The sequence below is a fragment of the Paeniglutamicibacter psychrophenolicus genome, from assembly GCF_017876575.1.
Lineage (GTDB): Bacteria > Actinomycetota > Actinomycetes > Actinomycetales > Micrococcaceae > Paeniglutamicibacter > Paeniglutamicibacter psychrophenolicus.
The window spans coordinates 3,293,746-3,308,272 of the sequence record NZ_JAGIOE010000001.1 but is presented as its reverse complement, the minus strand read 5'-3'; the positions used below and the strand labels follow the sequence as shown (position 1 = coordinate 3,308,272).

14 protein-coding genes are annotated in these 14,527 nt (G+C 68.6%); 6 read left to right on the top strand and 8 right to left on the bottom strand.

The genetic code is table 11. The annotated features are described in order from the left end of the window. Positions 1-37 precede the first annotated feature (37 nt). Genes gap through secG form a run of 4 tightly spaced genes read left to right on the top strand, consistent with a single transcriptional unit; the run spans position 38 to position 3,403 of the window. On the top strand, positions 38-1,051 hold the full coding sequence (gap, locus tag JOF46_RS15065) for a type I glyceraldehyde-3-phosphate dehydrogenase (protein WP_209908370.1): 1,014 nt from the start codon (positions 38-40) through the stop codon (positions 1,049-1,051). A 27-nt stretch (positions 1,052-1,078) separates the two neighbouring features. Beyond that, positions 1,079-2,311, top strand: a complete 1,233-nt coding sequence (locus JOF46_RS15060; protein ID WP_209908368.1) for a phosphoglycerate kinase — start codon at positions 1,079-1,081, stop codon at positions 2,309-2,311. Beyond that, positions 2,308-3,123: a triose-phosphate isomerase gene (gene tpiA / locus JOF46_RS15055; protein WP_209908366.1), complete on the top strand. Its 816-nt coding sequence runs from the start codon at positions 2,308-2,310 to the stop codon at positions 3,121-3,123. Before JOF46_RS15060 ends, tpiA begins: the two co-directional genes overlap by 4 nt. Positions 3,124-3,151: 28 nt before the next feature. Beyond that, a complete protein-coding gene (secG, locus tag JOF46_RS15050; RefSeq protein ID WP_209908364.1) occupies positions 3,152-3,403 on the top strand; it encodes a preprotein translocase subunit SecG in 252 nt (83 codons plus the stop codon). A gap of 97 nt (positions 3,404-3,500) precedes the next feature. Here the strand turns inward: secG and pgl are convergent, their stop codons facing one another. From pgl to tkt, 6 genes are all read right to left on the bottom strand, one after another. Then, positions 3,501-4,265 carry a 6-phosphogluconolactonase gene (gene pgl, locus JOF46_RS15045; RefSeq protein ID WP_425355063.1) on the bottom strand — a complete coding sequence of 255 codons (765 nt, stop codon included), beginning with the start codon at positions 4,263-4,265 and terminating at the stop codon, positions 3,501-3,503. After that, positions 4,255-5,196 carry a glucose-6-phosphate dehydrogenase assembly protein OpcA gene (locus tag JOF46_RS15040; protein WP_209908361.1) on the bottom strand — a complete coding sequence of 314 codons (942 nt, stop codon included), beginning with the start codon at positions 5,194-5,196 and terminating at the stop codon, positions 4,255-4,257. The genes pgl and JOF46_RS15040 overlap by 11 nt, the downstream gene beginning before the upstream one ends. After that, entirely contained in the window at positions 5,193-6,752 is a 1,560-nt protein-coding gene (zwf, locus tag JOF46_RS15035; protein ID WP_209908359.1) for a glucose-6-phosphate dehydrogenase, read from the bottom strand. Before zwf ends, JOF46_RS15040 begins: the two co-directional genes overlap by 4 nt. A gap of 96 nt (positions 6,753-6,848) precedes the next feature. After that, on the bottom strand, positions 6,849-8,480 hold the full coding sequence (locus tag JOF46_RS15030; protein ID WP_209908357.1) for a glucose-6-phosphate isomerase: 1,632 nt from the start codon (positions 8,478-8,480) through the stop codon (positions 6,849-6,851). Further along, a complete protein-coding gene (gene tal, locus JOF46_RS15025; protein ID WP_209908355.1) occupies positions 8,480-9,592 on the bottom strand; it encodes a transaldolase in 1,113 nt (370 codons plus the stop codon). Before tal ends, JOF46_RS15030 begins: the two co-directional genes overlap by 1 nt. 27 nt (positions 9,593-9,619) lie before the next feature. Further along, positions 9,620-11,731 carry a transketolase gene (tkt, locus tag JOF46_RS15020; RefSeq protein ID WP_209908352.1) on the bottom strand — a complete coding sequence of 704 codons (2,112 nt, stop codon included), beginning with the start codon at positions 11,729-11,731 and terminating at the stop codon, positions 9,620-9,622. A gap of 316 nt (positions 11,732-12,047) precedes the next feature. Here tkt and JOF46_RS15015 point away from each other — a divergent pair, with 316 nt between their 5' ends. Further along, the gene (locus JOF46_RS15015; protein ID WP_209908350.1) at positions 12,048-13,031 is read left to right on the top strand and encodes a heme o synthase; all 984 of its coding nucleotides are present in this window, start codon (positions 12,048-12,050) and stop codon (positions 13,029-13,031) included. A 102-nt stretch (positions 13,032-13,133) separates the two neighbouring features. Here the strand turns inward: JOF46_RS15015 and JOF46_RS15010 are convergent, their stop codons facing one another. Beyond that, the gene (locus JOF46_RS15010) at positions 13,134-13,622 is read right to left on the bottom strand and encodes a GNAT family N-acetyltransferase (RefSeq protein WP_209908348.1); all 489 of its coding nucleotides are present in this window, start codon (positions 13,620-13,622) and stop codon (positions 13,134-13,136) included. Positions 13,623-13,804: 182 nt separating this feature from the next. After that, a complete protein-coding gene (locus JOF46_RS22770) occupies positions 13,805-14,056 on the bottom strand; it encodes a hypothetical protein (protein WP_342592568.1) in 252 nt (83 codons plus the stop codon). On the opposite strand from JOF46_RS22770, the gene JOF46_RS15005 reads away from it, so the two are divergent. Next, entirely contained in the window at positions 13,966-14,526 is a 561-nt protein-coding gene (locus JOF46_RS15005) for a phosphotransferase family protein (RefSeq protein ID WP_342592554.1), read from the top strand. The genes JOF46_RS22770 and JOF46_RS15005 overlap by 91 nt on opposite strands. The last annotated feature ends 1 nt before the right edge of the window (position 14,527 follow it).

The following is a 14,527-nucleotide window of genomic DNA, read 5'->3' as shown; positions in this document are numbered from 1 at the left end:
GGCAGTGGCAACACCACTCTGTCAAGGAGAAATACACGTGACTACCCGTGTTGGCATTAACGGTTTCGGACGCATCGGTCGCAACTTCCTGCGAGCCGCCCTGGCGAACCGCGCAGACATCGAAATTGTTGCAGTAAACGACCTCGGATCGATCAACGACCTGGCCATGCTGGTCAAGTACGACTCGATCATGGGCCGCCTGGAAGAAGACGTGAGCGTCGACGGCGCCTACATCGTCGTCGGAAACAAGCGCATCAAGGTCCTCTCGCAGAAGGATCCCGCCCACCTGGGCTGGGGCGAGCTGGGCGTCGACGTCGTCATCGAGTCCACCGGCCTGTTCACCAAGGCAGCGGACGCCGAGAAGCACCTGCAGGCAGGCGCCAAGAAGGTCATAATTTCCGCCCCCGCTTCCAAGGAAGACATCACCATCGTCATGGGTGTCAACCACGAGAAGTACGAGGCCGACAAGCACCACATCATCTCCAACGCCTCCTGCACCACCAACTGCCTGGGCCCGATCGCCAAGGTGCTCAACGACCAGTTCGGCATCGTCGACGGATTGATGACCACCATCCACGCTTACACCGCGGACCAGCACCTGCAGGATTCCCCGCACAAGAAGGATCCGCGCCGCGCCCGCGCCGCCGCCCTGAACATGATCCCGACCTCCACCGGTGCGGCCAAGGCCATCGGCCTGGTCCTCCCGGAGCTCAAGGGCAAGCTCAACGGCTACGCCATGCGCGTGCCGGTCCCGACCGGGTCGGCCACCGACCTGACCGTGAACCTGGCCCGCGAGGCATCCGTCGAGGAAATCAACGCCGCGTTCAAGAAGGCCGCCGAAGAGGGCCCGCTCAAGGGCTTCCTGAAGTACTCAGAGGATCCGCTGGTCTCCACCGACATCGTCCACGATGCGCACTCCGCGGTCTTCGACGCCGGTCTCACCACCGTCATCGGCACCACCGCGAAGGTCGTCGCCTGGTACGACAACGAGTGGGCCTACTCCACCCGCCTGGTTGACCTGACCGAATACGTCGGCGCCCGGCTCGGTTAGTCCCCGAGACTCGGATAACCTAGTCACATGACTTCCCACACTCTCGACGAACTGATCGCCGATGGTGTCCTTGGGCGGCGCGTTCTGGTCCGCAGCGACCTGAACGTGCCGCTCGATGGCTTCACCGTCACCGACGATGGGCGTGTACGCGCCTCCATTCCCGTGGTGCAGAAGCTGGCCGAGGCCGGCGCCCGCGTCATTGTCATGGCACACCTGGGCCGCCCCAAGGGCGAGCCGGACCCCACCTACTCCATCGCCCCGGCGTCCACGCGCCTGGCCGAGCTCTCCGGGCTCGACGTGCGCACCGCAACCGACGTCACGGGACCCTCCGCGCAGAAATTTGCCGGCGAACTGACCGACGGTGCCGTGCTGGTGCTGGAAAACGTGCGCTTCGACGCGCGCGAAACCTCCAAGGACCAGGGCGAACGCGCCCAATTCGCCGCCGAACTGGCCGCACTGGCCGGCGAAGACGGCGCCTACGTGAACGACGCCTTCGGTGCGGTGCACCGCAAGCACGCCTCGGTGTACGACATCGCCGCGCTGCTTCCCGCCTACCAGGGCGACCTGGTGGCCACCGAGGTGCGGGTCCTGAAGACCCTCACCGAGGCGCCCAAGCGTCCCTACGTGGTCGTGCTGGGCGGTTCCAAGGTTTCGGACAAGCTTGCGGTCATCGACAACCTGCTGGGCCGCGCCGACCACCTGCTGATCGGCGGCGGCATGGCCTTCACCTTCCTCAAGGCCCTGGGCCACGAGGTTGGCGGCTCGCTGCTTGAGGAGGACCAGCTGGAAACCTGCCGCGGCTACCTCTCGCGCGCCAAGGAACTGGGCTGCGACATCGTGCTGCCCACCGACGTGGTCGTTGCCTCGAAGTTCGGGGCCGACGCCGAGCACGAGGTGCGCTCCGCCGAGGACATCACCGGCGGGCGCTTCGGCGACACCGGGCTGGGCCTGGACATCGGCCCGGTTTCCGGGGAAACCTTCGCCAGCTACATCACCAGCGCCAACACCGTCTTCTGGAACGGGCCCATGGGCGTCTTCGAGATCCCGGCCTTCGCCGGCGGCACCCGTGCGGTGGCCGGCGCGCTGGCCGAATCCGAGGCGTTCAGCGTCGTCGGCGGCGGGGATTCCGCTGCCGCGGTGCGCACGCTGGGTTTCCACGATGACGATTTCGGACATATTTCCACCGGCGGCGGTGCCTCCCTCGAGTACCTCGAGGGCAAGGAACTGCCAGGCCTGACTGCCTTGGAGGCGCGTAAGTGACCACATCGACCAATGGTGAATTCGACCGGAAGCCGCTGATTGCCGGCAACTGGAAAATGAACATGGACCACGTCCAGGGCATCACGCTGCTGCAGAAGCTGGCCTGGACGCTGGCCGACGCCGAACACGACTTCGAGCGGGTCGAGGTGGCGGTCTTCCCGCCGTTCACCGACCTGCGCGGCGTGCAGACGCTGACCATGGGCGACAACCTCCCGGTGCGCTACGGCGCCCAGGACCTCTCCGCCCACGACTCCGGGGCCTACACCGGGGAAATCTCCGGCCAGTTCCTCTCCCGCCTGGGCTGCGGCTACGTGCTGGTGGGACACAGCGAACGCCGTGCCCTGCACAACGAGTCCAACGAGCTGCTGGCCTCCAAGGTCGCCGCCGCGTACCGCCACGGGGTAACCCCTGTGCTGTGCGTGGGCGAGGGCCTGGAGATCCGCCAGGCCGGAAACCATGTCCAGTACACGCTCGAGCAGTTGCGTGGTTCGCTGGCCGGGGTCACCACGGAGCAGGCGGCAACCCTCGTGGTTGCCTACGAGCCGGTCTGGGCCATCGGCACCGGCGAGGTCGCGGGACCGGAGGACGCACAGGAACTGTGCGCGGCCATCCGCGCCGAGCTCGCGGTGCTCTTTGGCGCCGATGTCGCGGCCTCGGTCCGGGTGCTCTACGGTGGCTCGGTCAAGGCGTCGAATGCCGCGGCAATCCTCGCGCAGCGCGACGTCGACGGCGTGTTGGTGGGCGGGGCATCGTTGGATGCCGCGGAATTTGCTAACATTGTTAGGTTCGAGCACCACCTGGTGACCGACTAATCGCCATCGAGCGGATTGAAGGGCAATAGTGGACGTCATCAAGTTGGTATTGCAGATTTTGCTGGGCATCACGAGCCTGCTGCTCACGCTGCTCATCCTGCTGCACAAGGGTCGCGGCGGCGGCATGTCCGACATGTTCGGCGGTGGCATGACCACCTCGCTGGGTTCCTCCGGCGTCGCTGAGCGCAACCTCAACCGCGTGACCATCGTGCTCGGAATCATCTGGGCAGCGGTCATCATCGGCCTGGGCCTGGTCATGCGCTTCAGCGTCGAGTCCTAGCCTTCGGCCGCACCGCACCAAGTCGGTAAAAAGCGCGGCCCGCCTCTCCTTCAACGGGATGAGGCGGGCCGCGCTTTTGCGTGTGCGGGAAAGCCGGTCAGACCAGGGCGGCGGCGGCGGCGTCCATGAGCCACCAGGTGCCCTGTGTGCCGGACACCCCGGAGGCCGGAACGCGTTCGCGCGCCACCGGCTCCTGGCCCAGGGCAACGCCGGCCGCGGGGGCCTTGTCGGCACCGGCGACCACGAGCCACACCGCACGGGCGGTGTTGATGGCCTCGAACGTCAAGGACACGCGCAGCGGCGGCGGCTTGGGCGAATCGTGCACCCCGATGACGGTGGCCCCGCCGGCCGCGGCGCCCGCGTGGTCGGGGAAGAGCGAGGCCACGTGGGAGTCCGGGCCCATGCCCAGCATCAGCACGTCGAAGACCGGCAGGGAACCTGCGGTGCCCTCGTCGGAGGCCTCCCGTTCCAGCAGGTGCGCGTAGGCGGCAGCGGCCTCCTCGGGGGTCCGGAAGTCGTCGGCTGCGCCCATGGCGTGCACCCGGCCCCGGTCCAGCCCGTGGGCATCGAGCACGCCCAGCAGCACCTCGGCCTGCACCGCGTTGCGGTCCGGGGAACCGGATTCGACGAAGCGCTCGTCGCCCCAGTAGAAGTTCACCCGCGACCAGTCGACCGAGCCCAAGGCCGGGGAGTCGGCGACGGCCTTGAGCGAGGCGATGCCCAGGGTTCCGCCGGTGAGCACGATGGATGCCTCGCCGCGGGCCGCCTGCGCGTCAAGGATCGCGGTGACCAGCCGGGCGGCGACAGCCGCTGCGGTGGCGGGCAGGTCGGGGTGGATGACAACGTGTCGCTTAGCGCTCACTGGCACGGATGCTCCTCAGGTTGGTGCGTTTCAGGCCCTCGCGCACGACCTCGCCGAAGACCTCGTCCGGATCCAGCCGGCGCATCTCCTCGGCCAGGCAGTCGGACACGGGGCGCTGCGGCAATGAAATCAGCTGGGCCTTCTGGCCCGGCTGGTACAACTCGGCCACGTCCCCGGGGGGACGGGAAAGCTCAACGTCCCCGGCCTCGCGGGCAAAGCGCACCGAGCGCACCCCGGTGCCCTCGGGGGAGGAGGACAGCGTCACCGGGATCTTCAGGCACAGCCGCAGCCAGGCGGCCAGCAGCACCGTGGAGGGGGAATCGACGGCCCCGGTGACCGTCACCGCGGTGACCTCGGCGGGGTCCAGCTGGTCCAGCACCGCGGCCAGCTGGGCGCGCCACAGCGTCAGCCGGGTCCAGGCCAGGTCGGTGTCCCCGGCCCGGTAGGAATCGGCCAGCGCGAAGAGCGCCTTGCGCGGGTTCGCCTCGGCACCCGAATCGGTGATGCGGCGGTGCGCGATCTTCCCCAGCGGGGTGTTTGCCGCGTCCTTCGGAACCCCGTGCGGCCACCAGGCCACGATCGGGGCGTCTGGCAGCAGCAGCCCGGAGACCAGGGATTCGTCGACGTGCGCATCGGGGCCGAAGGTGTGCAGCACGATGACCTCCGCGGCGCCGGCGTCACCGCCCAGGCGGATCTGCGCGTCCAGCCGGGTCGCCCCGGTGGCCGCGCCCTTGACCACCACCACGATGCGGCAGGGGTGTTCGCGGCTGGCAAGCGAGGCCGCGGCGATCGCGTCCTCCTCGTACCCGGCCCGGGTGATCACCAGCAGCGTCAGCACGCGGGAGAGCGCGGCGGATCCGCCGGCCCGGCGCATGGTGACAAGTTCCTTGGAGATCTTCGAGGTGGTGGTGTCTTTCAGCTCGGCAATCATGGGCGGCGCCATGTCCTTCCGTCGCGGGCCATCAATTCATCGGCCGAGGCCGGGCCCCAGGAGCCGGGGGCATAGGGTTCGGGCTGCTCGGGCAGCGAGGCCCAGCGCTGCTCGAACGGATCGAGGATGCGCCAGGACTGCTCGACCTCCTCGTGGCGGGGGAACAGCGGGGGCTCGCCCAGCAGCACGTCGAGGATCAATCGCTCGTAGGCCTCGGGGGAGGACTCGGTGAACGCGTGCCCGTAGCCGAAGTCCATGGTCACGTCGCGCACCTCCATCTGCGTGCCCGGGACCTTGGAACCGAAGCGGATGGTCACTCCCTCGTCGGGCTGGACCCGGATGACGATGGCGTTCTGCCCGAACTCGTCGTCCTTGTGGTCGCGGAAGAGCAGGTTGGGTGCGCGCTTGAAGACCACCGCGATCTCGGTGACCCGCCGTCCAAGGCGCTTGCCGGCGCGCAGGTAGAACGGGGCCCCGGCCCAGCGCCGGGTGTTGATCTCCAGCTTGATCGCCGCGTAGGTCTCGGTCTTGGAGGCCGGGTTGAAGCCCTCCTCGTCCAGGAAGCCGGTGACCTTTTCCCCGCCCTGCCAGCCGGAGGTGTACTGGCCGCGGGCGCTGGCCGAGTCCAGGTCCGCCGGCAGCCGCACGGCGGTGAGCACCTTTTCCTTCTCGGCCCGCAGGTGGTCCGCGTCGAAGGAGATGGGTTCCTCCATGGCGGTCAGGGCCAGCAGCTGCAGCAGGTGGTTCTGGATGACGTCGCGGGCGGCGCCCACGCCGTCGTAGTAGCCGGCGCGGCCGCCGATGCCGATGTCCTCGGCCATGGTGATCTGCACGTGGTCCACGTACTTGGAGTTCCACAGCGGTTCGAAGAGCTGGTTGGCGAAGCGCAGCGCCAGCAGGTTCTGCACCGTCTCCTTGCCCAGGTAGTGGTCGATGCGGAACACCGCATCGGGCGGGAAGACCGACTCGACGATCTCGTTCAGCTCGCGGGCCGAAGCCAGGTCGTGGCCGAAGGGTTTTTCGATGACGACCCGGGACCAGCCGGCATCGGGGGAGTCGTCGTGGGCCAGGCCGTGCTTGGAGAGCTGCTGGCAGACGGTCTCGAAGGAGTTCGGCGGGATGGAGAGGTAGAAGGCGTGGTTCTTGGAGGTTCCGCGCCGGGCGGCCAAGTCGTCGAGCGTCTCGCGCAGCTTGATGAACGCGGCATCGTCGTCGAACCCGCCGGAAATGAACCGGAAGCCGCTGGCCAGCTGCTCCCAGACGGTCTCGTTGAAGGCGGTGCGGGCGTGGTCCTTGACCCAGGCCTTGGCCTCGGCCGCGAACGCCTTGGCGCTCCAGTCCCGGCGCCCGAAGCCGACCACGGCGAAGTTCGGCGGCAGCAGGCCGCGGTTGGCCAGGTCGTAGACGGCGGGCATGAGCTTCTTGCGGGCCAGGTCCCCGGTGATGCCGAAGAACACCAGCGCCGAGGGCCCGGCAATCTTCTCCAGGCGCCGGTCCCGGCGGTCACGCAGCGGATTGGGGTGGTTCAGCGCGGGGCGCGGGGTGGAATCGAGCATCAAAGACGGGCCTTCAACTGTTGGTGGGAAACCGATGAAACGGTGCACCGGGCGCGCGCGGCGCCCGGTGCACCGGGGTGGGATGCGGGTGGTGGATCAGGCCTGGGCCAAATCCCGCACCAGTTTATCCAATTGGGCCAGTCCGGCTTCCTTGTCCCGCAGGTGCAGGCGCAACACCGGGCGTCCCGCGTCGGCCAGCACCGCCGCGTCGCCGGAAGCCTGCGCGGCAATCAGCTCCCCGAAGGTGAAGGGGCGCTCGGGGATCGACAGGTCCATCGCGGAGTCCGCGGTGACCTGCAGGTAGGCGCCCACGCGCGGGCCGCCCTTATGGAACTGCCCCGTGGAGTGCAGGAAGCGCGGGCCCCAGCCGAAGGTCACCGGTCGTCCGGTGGCCGTGGCCAGTGCCGGGCGGATGGCCTCCAGCGTGGTGTCCGCGCGGCGGTCAAGGTAGGCCTGCACCGACAGGTACCCGTTGTCCGGCAGCGCCGCCAGCAGGGCCGCCAGTGCGCCGGCGACCGAGTCGACATCGGCGAGCAGCCCGGCGGAGCCGCGGACCTCGATCGCGCCCTCGGTGAGCTGCGCGGGGACCGGTTCCGGGGTTGAATCCAGCAGCGAGCGGGCGGCGACCTTGGCGGCCTCCACATCGGGCTGGTCGAACGGGTCGATCTCCAGCAGGCGACCGGCGATGGCCGTGGCGTACTCCCAGAGCAGCATCTGGGCGCCCAGGGTGCCGGAGACGGCGACCGAGGCCGCGTTGGCATCGATGTCCTCGTCGGTGAGCAGCCCGGTGTCGGCAACCAGGCGGATCTGCAGGAAGTCCGCCGCGTCGGAAGTGGTCTCCGGTGCGCCGTCCTCCACGACCACCGGCAGCACGCCGGTGCCCAGCTTGCCGGTGGACTCGGCGATGAGCTGCTCGGCCCAGTCGGCGAACCCGACCAGGCCCGAGCCCTCGTCGGCGAAGATCAGCTTGTCGCGCAGCGGCACGGTGCCGGCAATCGCGGCGCCCAGGGCCAGGGCGATGTTGTCCTCGTCGTCCTCGGCCAGGAACTCCGCGGCGTCGGACGCCTCGTCCAGGAACGCCTCGATGTCCACCCCGGCCAGGCCGGAGGGGACCAGCCCGAAGGCGGTCAGCGCCGAGTAGCGCCCGCCCACGGTCGGATCGGCGTTGAACACCGCGCGGTAGCCGGCCTTGCGGCTGGCCTCATCCATCGGGGAGCCGGGGTCGGTGACCACGATGATCCGGGCGGCGGCGTCAAGCCCGGCGTCGTTGAACGCCTGCTCGAAGACGCGGCGCTGCGAGTCGGTCTCCACGGTGGAGCCGGACTTGGAGGACACCACCAGGGCGGTGGTGGCCAGGCGGTCGGTGAGGATGCCGGCAACCATTTCCGGGTCGGTGGAATCGCACACGACCAGCTCGACGTCGTTGGTCGCGCAGATGACCTCGGGGGCCAGCGAGGATCCGCCCATGCCCGCAAGCACGATGCGGTTCACTCCCTCGGCACGCAGCTCGTCGCGCAACGCCAGGATGCCGGGCACCAGGGCGCGCGAGTTTTCCGCGGCGTCGACCCAGCCCAGGCGGACCGCGGCCTCGGCGCGGGCCGAGGCGACCCACACCGTGGTGTCCTTGGCGGCGATGCGGCTGGCGACCTCGTCGGCCACCAGCGCCGGCACATGCGCCTCGATGGCCGCTTGCGCGGCACCGGTGGCGATGAAACCCAGGGAGCTCATTAGTTGCCTGCCTTCTTCAGCGAGGAGGCCAGATCGGTGAGCAGCTCGTTCCAGGCGGCCTCGAACTTGTCCAGGCCCTCGATCTCGAGCTTCTCCACGACCTCGTTGTAGCTCACGCCCAGGGCGGCAAGCTCGTCGAGCACGGCGTTTGCCTGCTCGTAGGTCCCGGACACGGCGTCGCCGGTGATCTGGGCATGGTCCGCGGTGGCTTCCAGGGTCTTTTCCGGCATGGTGTTCACGGTGTTCGGTGCGCACAGCTCGGTGACGTAGAGGGTGTCCGGCAGGGCCGGGTCCTTCACGCCGGTGGAGGCCCACAGCGGGCGCTGCGCGTGGGCGCCGGCGGCGGCCAGCAGGTTCCAGCGCTCGGAGGTGAACGACTCCTCGTAGACCTGGTAGGCCAGGCGGGCGTTGGCGACGCCGGCCTTGCCGCGCAGGGCCAGGGCGGTGTCGGTGCCGATGGCGTTCAGCCGCGCATCGACCTCGGTGTCCACGCGGGAGACGAAGAAGGAGGCGACCGAGTGCAGCTTGGAAATGTCGTGCCCGTTGGCCTTGGCGGCCTCCAGCCCGGTGAGGAAGGCGTTGATGACCGCGCGGTAGCGCTCCAGCGAGAAGATCAGCGTGACGTTCACGGAGATGCCGGCGGCCAGCGTTTCGGCGATGGCTTCAAGTCCCTCGACGGTGGCGGGGATCTTGATCAGCACGTTCTCGCGGTCCACCATCTCGGACAGGACCTTGGCCTCGGCGATGGTCTCGGCGGTCTTGCGGGCCAGGCGCGGGTCGACCTCGATGGAGACCCGGCCGTCGGCGCCGTTGGAGGCGGCGTAGACCGGGGCGAACAGGTCGCAGGCCGCTGCGACGTCGTCGCTGGTGATCTTGAAGACCGCTTCCTCGGCGTCCATGCCGGCGGCTGCCAGCTCCTTGACCTGTGCGGCGTAGGACTCGCCGTCGGACAGGGCGGCGTGGAAGATCGAGGGGTTGGTGGTGACCCCGACGACGTTCTTTTCCTTGATCAGTGTTTCCAGTGAACCGGAGGTCAGGCGTTCGCGGGAAAGGTCATCGAGCCAGATCGATACGCCGGCGTCGGAGAGTGCCTGGGTGTTTGCGTTGCTCACGATGGGAATCCTTTGGGTGTTGTGGTGTTACTTGGCGGCGGAGATGGAATCGAGGGCGGCGGCGGTGATGGCCTCCGCGGTGATCCCGAACTCCGAGAAGAGTCGCTTGTAGTCGGCCGATGCGCCGTAGTGGTCAAGGGAAATGATGCGTCCGGCATCCCCGACCAGTTCGCGCCAGCCCTGGGCCACGCCGGCCTCGACGGAGACACGGGCCTTCACGGCCGTGGGCAGCACGGATTCGCGGTAGGCGGCATCCTGCTTGTTGAACCATTCCAGGCACGGGATGGAGACCACGCGGGCGGGCACGCCCTGGGCCTGCAGGGCCGTCCGTGCCTCGATGGCCAGGGAGACCTCGGAACCGGTGGCCAACAGCAGCACCGCCGGTGCGACGACCTCGCCGTTGGCGGTGGCATCGGCGAGCACGTAGGCGCCCTTTTCGGTGCCGGATGCGGCTCCGAAGCCCAGGGCGCTGCGGTCGTAGACCGGCAGGTTCTGGCGGGAGAGGATGATGCCGGCCGGGTTGGAGGTGGTTTCCAGGATCTTCTTCCAGGCGAAGGAGACCTCGTTGGCGTCCGCCGGGCGGACCACGTCCAGGTTCGGGATGGCGCGCAGGGAAGCGAGCTGCTCGACCGGCTGGTGGGTCGGACCGTCCTCGCCCAGGCCGATGGAGTCGTGGGTCCAGACGTAGATCGACGGGACGCCCATCAACGCCGAGAGGCGGATGGCCGGGCGCTGGTAGTCGGAGAAGATCAGGAAGGTGCCCGAGTAGGCGCGCGTCGGGGAGGCCAGGGTGATGCCGTTGACGATCGAGGCGGCCGCGTGCTCGCGGATGCCGAAGTGCAGCACCCGTCCGTACGGGTTGCCCTTCCAGGAGTCGGTGGAGCGCGATTCCGGGATGAAGGAGGAAGCGCCCTCGATGGTGGTGTTGTTCGAGCCGGCCAGGTCGGCCGAGCCGCCCCAGAGCTCGGGCAGCACGCCGGCTACGGCGTTGATGACCTTGCCGGAGGCCGAGCGGGTGGCAACGTCCTTGCCGGGCTCGAAGACCGGGAGGTTCTCGTCCCAGCCGGCGGGCAGCTCGCCGGATTCCAGGCGTGCCAGCAGTGCGGCGTTTTCCGGGTTGGCGGCGGACCAGGCGTCGAAGCCTTCCTGCCAGGTGGCGCGGCTGACCGTGCCGCGGGCCTGGACCTCGCGGGCGTGGCCAAGCACGGCTTCGTCGATGGCGAAGGATTCGGCCGGGTCGAAGCCCAGGGCCTTCTTCAGCCCGGCGACCTCTTCGGCGCCAAGCTTGGAGCCGTGGATGCCGCCGGTGTCGGCCTTGGTCGGCGAAGGCCAGCCGATGACGGTGCGCAGGGAAATGATCGACGGGCGGGAAGTCTCGGCCTTGGCGGCGCGCAATGCGGCGTCCAGCTCGGCGAGGTCCTCGACGTAGTTCCCGGTCTTGGTCCAGTCCACGCGCTGGGTGTGCCAGCCGTAGGCCTCGTAACGGCCGAGCACGTTCTCGGTGAACGCGACGTCGGTGTCGTCCTCGATGGAGATGTGGTTCTCGTCGTAGACCACCACGAGGTTGCCCAGTTCCTGGTGGCCGGCCAGCGAAGAGGCCTCGGAGGTGACGCCCTCCTGCAGGTCGCCGTCGGAGGCGATGACCCACACGGTGTGGTCGAACGGGGAGGTGCCTTCCGGTGCATCGGCATCCAACATGCCGCGCATGCGGCGCTGGGCGTAGGCGAAGCCCACGGCCGAGGCCAGGCCCTGGCCCAGCGGGCCGGTGGTGATTTCCACGCCGGCGGTGTGGCCGTATTCCGGGTGCCCGGGGGTCTTGGCACCCCAGGTGCGCAAGGATTCGAGGTCTTCCATCTCCAGGCCGTAGCCGGAGAGGAAGAGCTGGGTGTAGAGGGTCAGCGAGGTGTGGCCGGGGGAGAGCACGAAGCGGTCCCGCCCGATCCAGGACGGGTCCGACGGGTCGTGGCGCAGGTGCTGCTGGAAGATCAGGTAGGCGGCCGGGGCCAGCGAGATCGCCGTTCCGGGGTGCCCGTTCCCTACCTTCTCGACCGCGTCCGCGGCCAGCACGCGGGCGGTGTCGACGGCTCGCTGGTCAAGATCGGTCCAAGCGAATTCGCTGTTGTCTGCTAGTGGCGCCACGTTGTGGGTCCTCCCTGTACGGTGTGCATTTCAAAGTCTGTTGGTTGCGCCGGCGTCCCGCCCTGTAAGCACAACGCCGCCGTCCCATCCAATGGTTCACTGGGCGGTTTCGGCGGCGGCGCAACGCTTCCAGCTTAGCGCCATCGGGCCCGAATGTGCTGGTTTGAGACCGCTTGTTGAGGCATGGCGAAAACATTGGACGGCTCCGGTGTGCCAACGCGGGGCCCGCCCGCATTGCACCCCGACCCATTTCTACACGACGTAAAAGGGTATGATGGGGGTTGATTGTCCTAATTACCCCCGTAGAACTGAGTAAATGTCTGTGAAGACCGTGTCCGTTGACTCCGCAACGAGGGCCCGCGCAGCTCGCCAGCCGAACGAATCGGCCGGCGAATTCGTCTCGCGAAAAGCCAAGGCCTATCTGGCCCTGACCAAGCCACGTGTGGTTGAACTCCTGCTCGTGACCACGTTGCCGACCATGATGTTCGCCGAACGCGGTTTCCCCTCGATTTCGCTGGTGCTGGCCACGCTGCTCGGCGGCGCCATGGCGGCCGGCGCGTCCGGCTCCTTCAACTGCTACATCGACCGCGACATGGACAAGATCATGCAGCGCACCAAGGGGCGCCCGCTGGTCACCGGCGAAGTCACCCCGCGCGAGGCGTTGGTCTTCTCCTATGTCCTGGCCATCGCCTCGCTGGCGGTGCTCTGGTTCGGCACCAATCCGCTGACCACGGCCCTGGGCCTGGCCGCGATTCTCTTCTACGTGGTGCTGTACACACTGATCCTCAAGCGCCGCACCGCGCAGAACATCGTCTGGGGCGGGATCGCCGGCTGCATGCCGGTGCTCATTGCCTGGGCCGCGGTGACCAACAAGGTCGAATGGCCCGCGATCATCCTGTTCCTGATCATCTTCCTGTGGACCCCGCCGCACTACTGGCCGCTGTCGATGAAATACGCGGACGACTACAACGCCGCCCACGTGCCGATGCTCGGTGCCATCTCCACGGCCCGACGCGTCTCGGTGCAGGTCGTGCTGTACGCCTGGGCCACGCTGGCGTGCTCGCTGCTGCTGGTCCCGATGGGCTATGCCGGCATCGTCTACACCGTCATTGCCGGTGTCTCGGGCCTGTGGTTCGTCTACGAGTGCCACGTGCTCTACCGCGAGGCGCAGCGCGACCACGAGCCGGCGGACATGAACAAGAAGGCGATGAAGGTCTTCCACATCTCCATCACCTACCTGACGCTGGTCTTCGTGGCACTGGCCATCGACCCGTTCGTGGGCGGCCCGCTCTTCGGCTGACCCCGCCACGTCGTCTTCGCAAGCGGCCCCTCGGATCATCCGGGGGGCCGCTTTGTCGTCGGTGGCAGGTCACCCGGGGAAGCGCACGAAGGCTGGGAACCCTCAGCGCACCATGCGGATCTCATCGCCCGCGCCCTCGTACCCGCTGGGTTTCCGGGTCCCGTCGGGAACGAATCCGTTGCGGGCGTAGAAGGCCACGGCGCGCGCGTTCGCCTCGAGCACCCACAGGCTTGCCGGGTCCTTCCCGAGGACCGCATCGAGCAATCCCTGGCCCGTCCCGGAACCGTGTTCGGAGGCCAGCAAATAGATGAACCACAATTGCCTCTCCTGCGGGGCCGGCGCGTCCTGGCTCGCTCCGGCTCCGGCCAGGCCGACGAGCCTGCCGTCCCGCTCGGCCAGCGCAAAGCTGTCGCCGGGACGCGGTGCCGTGCAGATCGAGTTCCACATCCGGATCCTGCCGGTGCGTGCCTCCTCGCCCCATGCGGACTCGGGGAACACCCCGGCGTAGGTTTCGGCCCAGGTCTCCAGATGGAGTTCGGCCAGCGCTGCGGCGTCCTCGGGGCGTGGGGAGCGGATGCGGGTGGGCGTCATCGAAGCAACTTTACCGGCCCGGGACCGCGGCACCGCTGGTAGTCTCCGGAACCATGCGGACATGGGACAACGGGCTGCTTTCGGTCCGGCAATCGGGGCTCGTCCGGGCGTGGCTCGGGGCCCCGGTGCTGCTGGCGGACTTGTCGTGGGGCCAGCGCGACACCAGGGTGCTGCACGTGCGGTCAGGAAACCGCGAGGTCATCGTCAAGGGTGCCGGGGGAGCGAACCAGCACATCGGACGCGAGCTCACGGCCCACCGTGGTCACACCGGCCGGATGGTCGCGGCGGGGCTTGCCGGGGATTTGCTGCATGGGTGCCGGGAGGCGAGCGTCATGGTCCTGGAATACCAGCCCGGGGCGTTGGTCGAGGGCACCGCGGGCGAGTACTGCGCGGACATCCACGAGCAGGCCGGTGCTGCGCTTCGGCTGCTGCACGGCGCCGGGGGCGCGGGGACGCCGACCACGAGGCCGGTGCCACGGCGCGGGCGCTGCGCTGGCTCGATGCGCCGCACCGGATCGATGCGGCCATCGAGCGGGAAGCGCGGCGCCGGCTTGCCGAGCATGGCGCGCATCCTGTCACGGTGGTGCCCACGCACGGGGACTGGCAGCCGCGGAACTGGCTCAGCGAGAACGGCAAGCTGCGCGTCATCGACTTCGGCCGCTTCGGTTTCCGCCCCGCCGCCACGGACATGTGCCGGCTGGCCGTGCAGCAGTGGGACACGCACCCCGAGCTGGAGGCCTCGTTCCTGGAAGGCTACGGGGTCGACCCCCGGGTTGCGGGCTGCTGGGCCGTCGAGTTGCTGCGCGAGGCCATCGGCACCGCGGCGTGGGCTCACGCGGTGGGCGATGCGCCATTCGAGACCCAGGGCCACCGGATGCTGAAAGAGGCCCTGGCACGCTTCTAGC

Bases quoted from the DNA above. Each gene is read 5' to 3' on its own strand.
- JOF46_RS15060 (WP_209908368.1), top strand. From the start codon at position 1,079: ATGACTTCCCACACTCTCGACGAACTGATCGCCGATGGTGTCCTTGGG.
- JOF46_RS15040 (WP_209908361.1), bottom strand. From the start codon at position 5,196: ATGATTGCCGAGCTGAAAGACACCACCACCTCGAAGATCTCCAAGGAA.
- zwf (WP_209908359.1), bottom strand. From the start codon at position 6,752: ATGCTCGATTCCACCCCGCGCCCCGCGCTGAACCACCCCAATCCGCTG.
- JOF46_RS15030 (WP_209908357.1), bottom strand. From the start codon at position 8,480: ATGAGCTCCCTGGGTTTCATCGCCACCGGTGCCGCGCAAGCGGCCATC.
- JOF46_RS15015 (WP_209908350.1), top strand. From the start codon at position 12,048: ATGTCTGTGAAGACCGTGTCCGTTGACTCCGCAACGAGGGCCCGCGCA.
- JOF46_RS15010 (WP_209908348.1), bottom strand. From the start codon at position 13,622: ATGACGCCCACCCGCATCCGCTCCCCACGCCCCGAGGACGCCGCAGCG.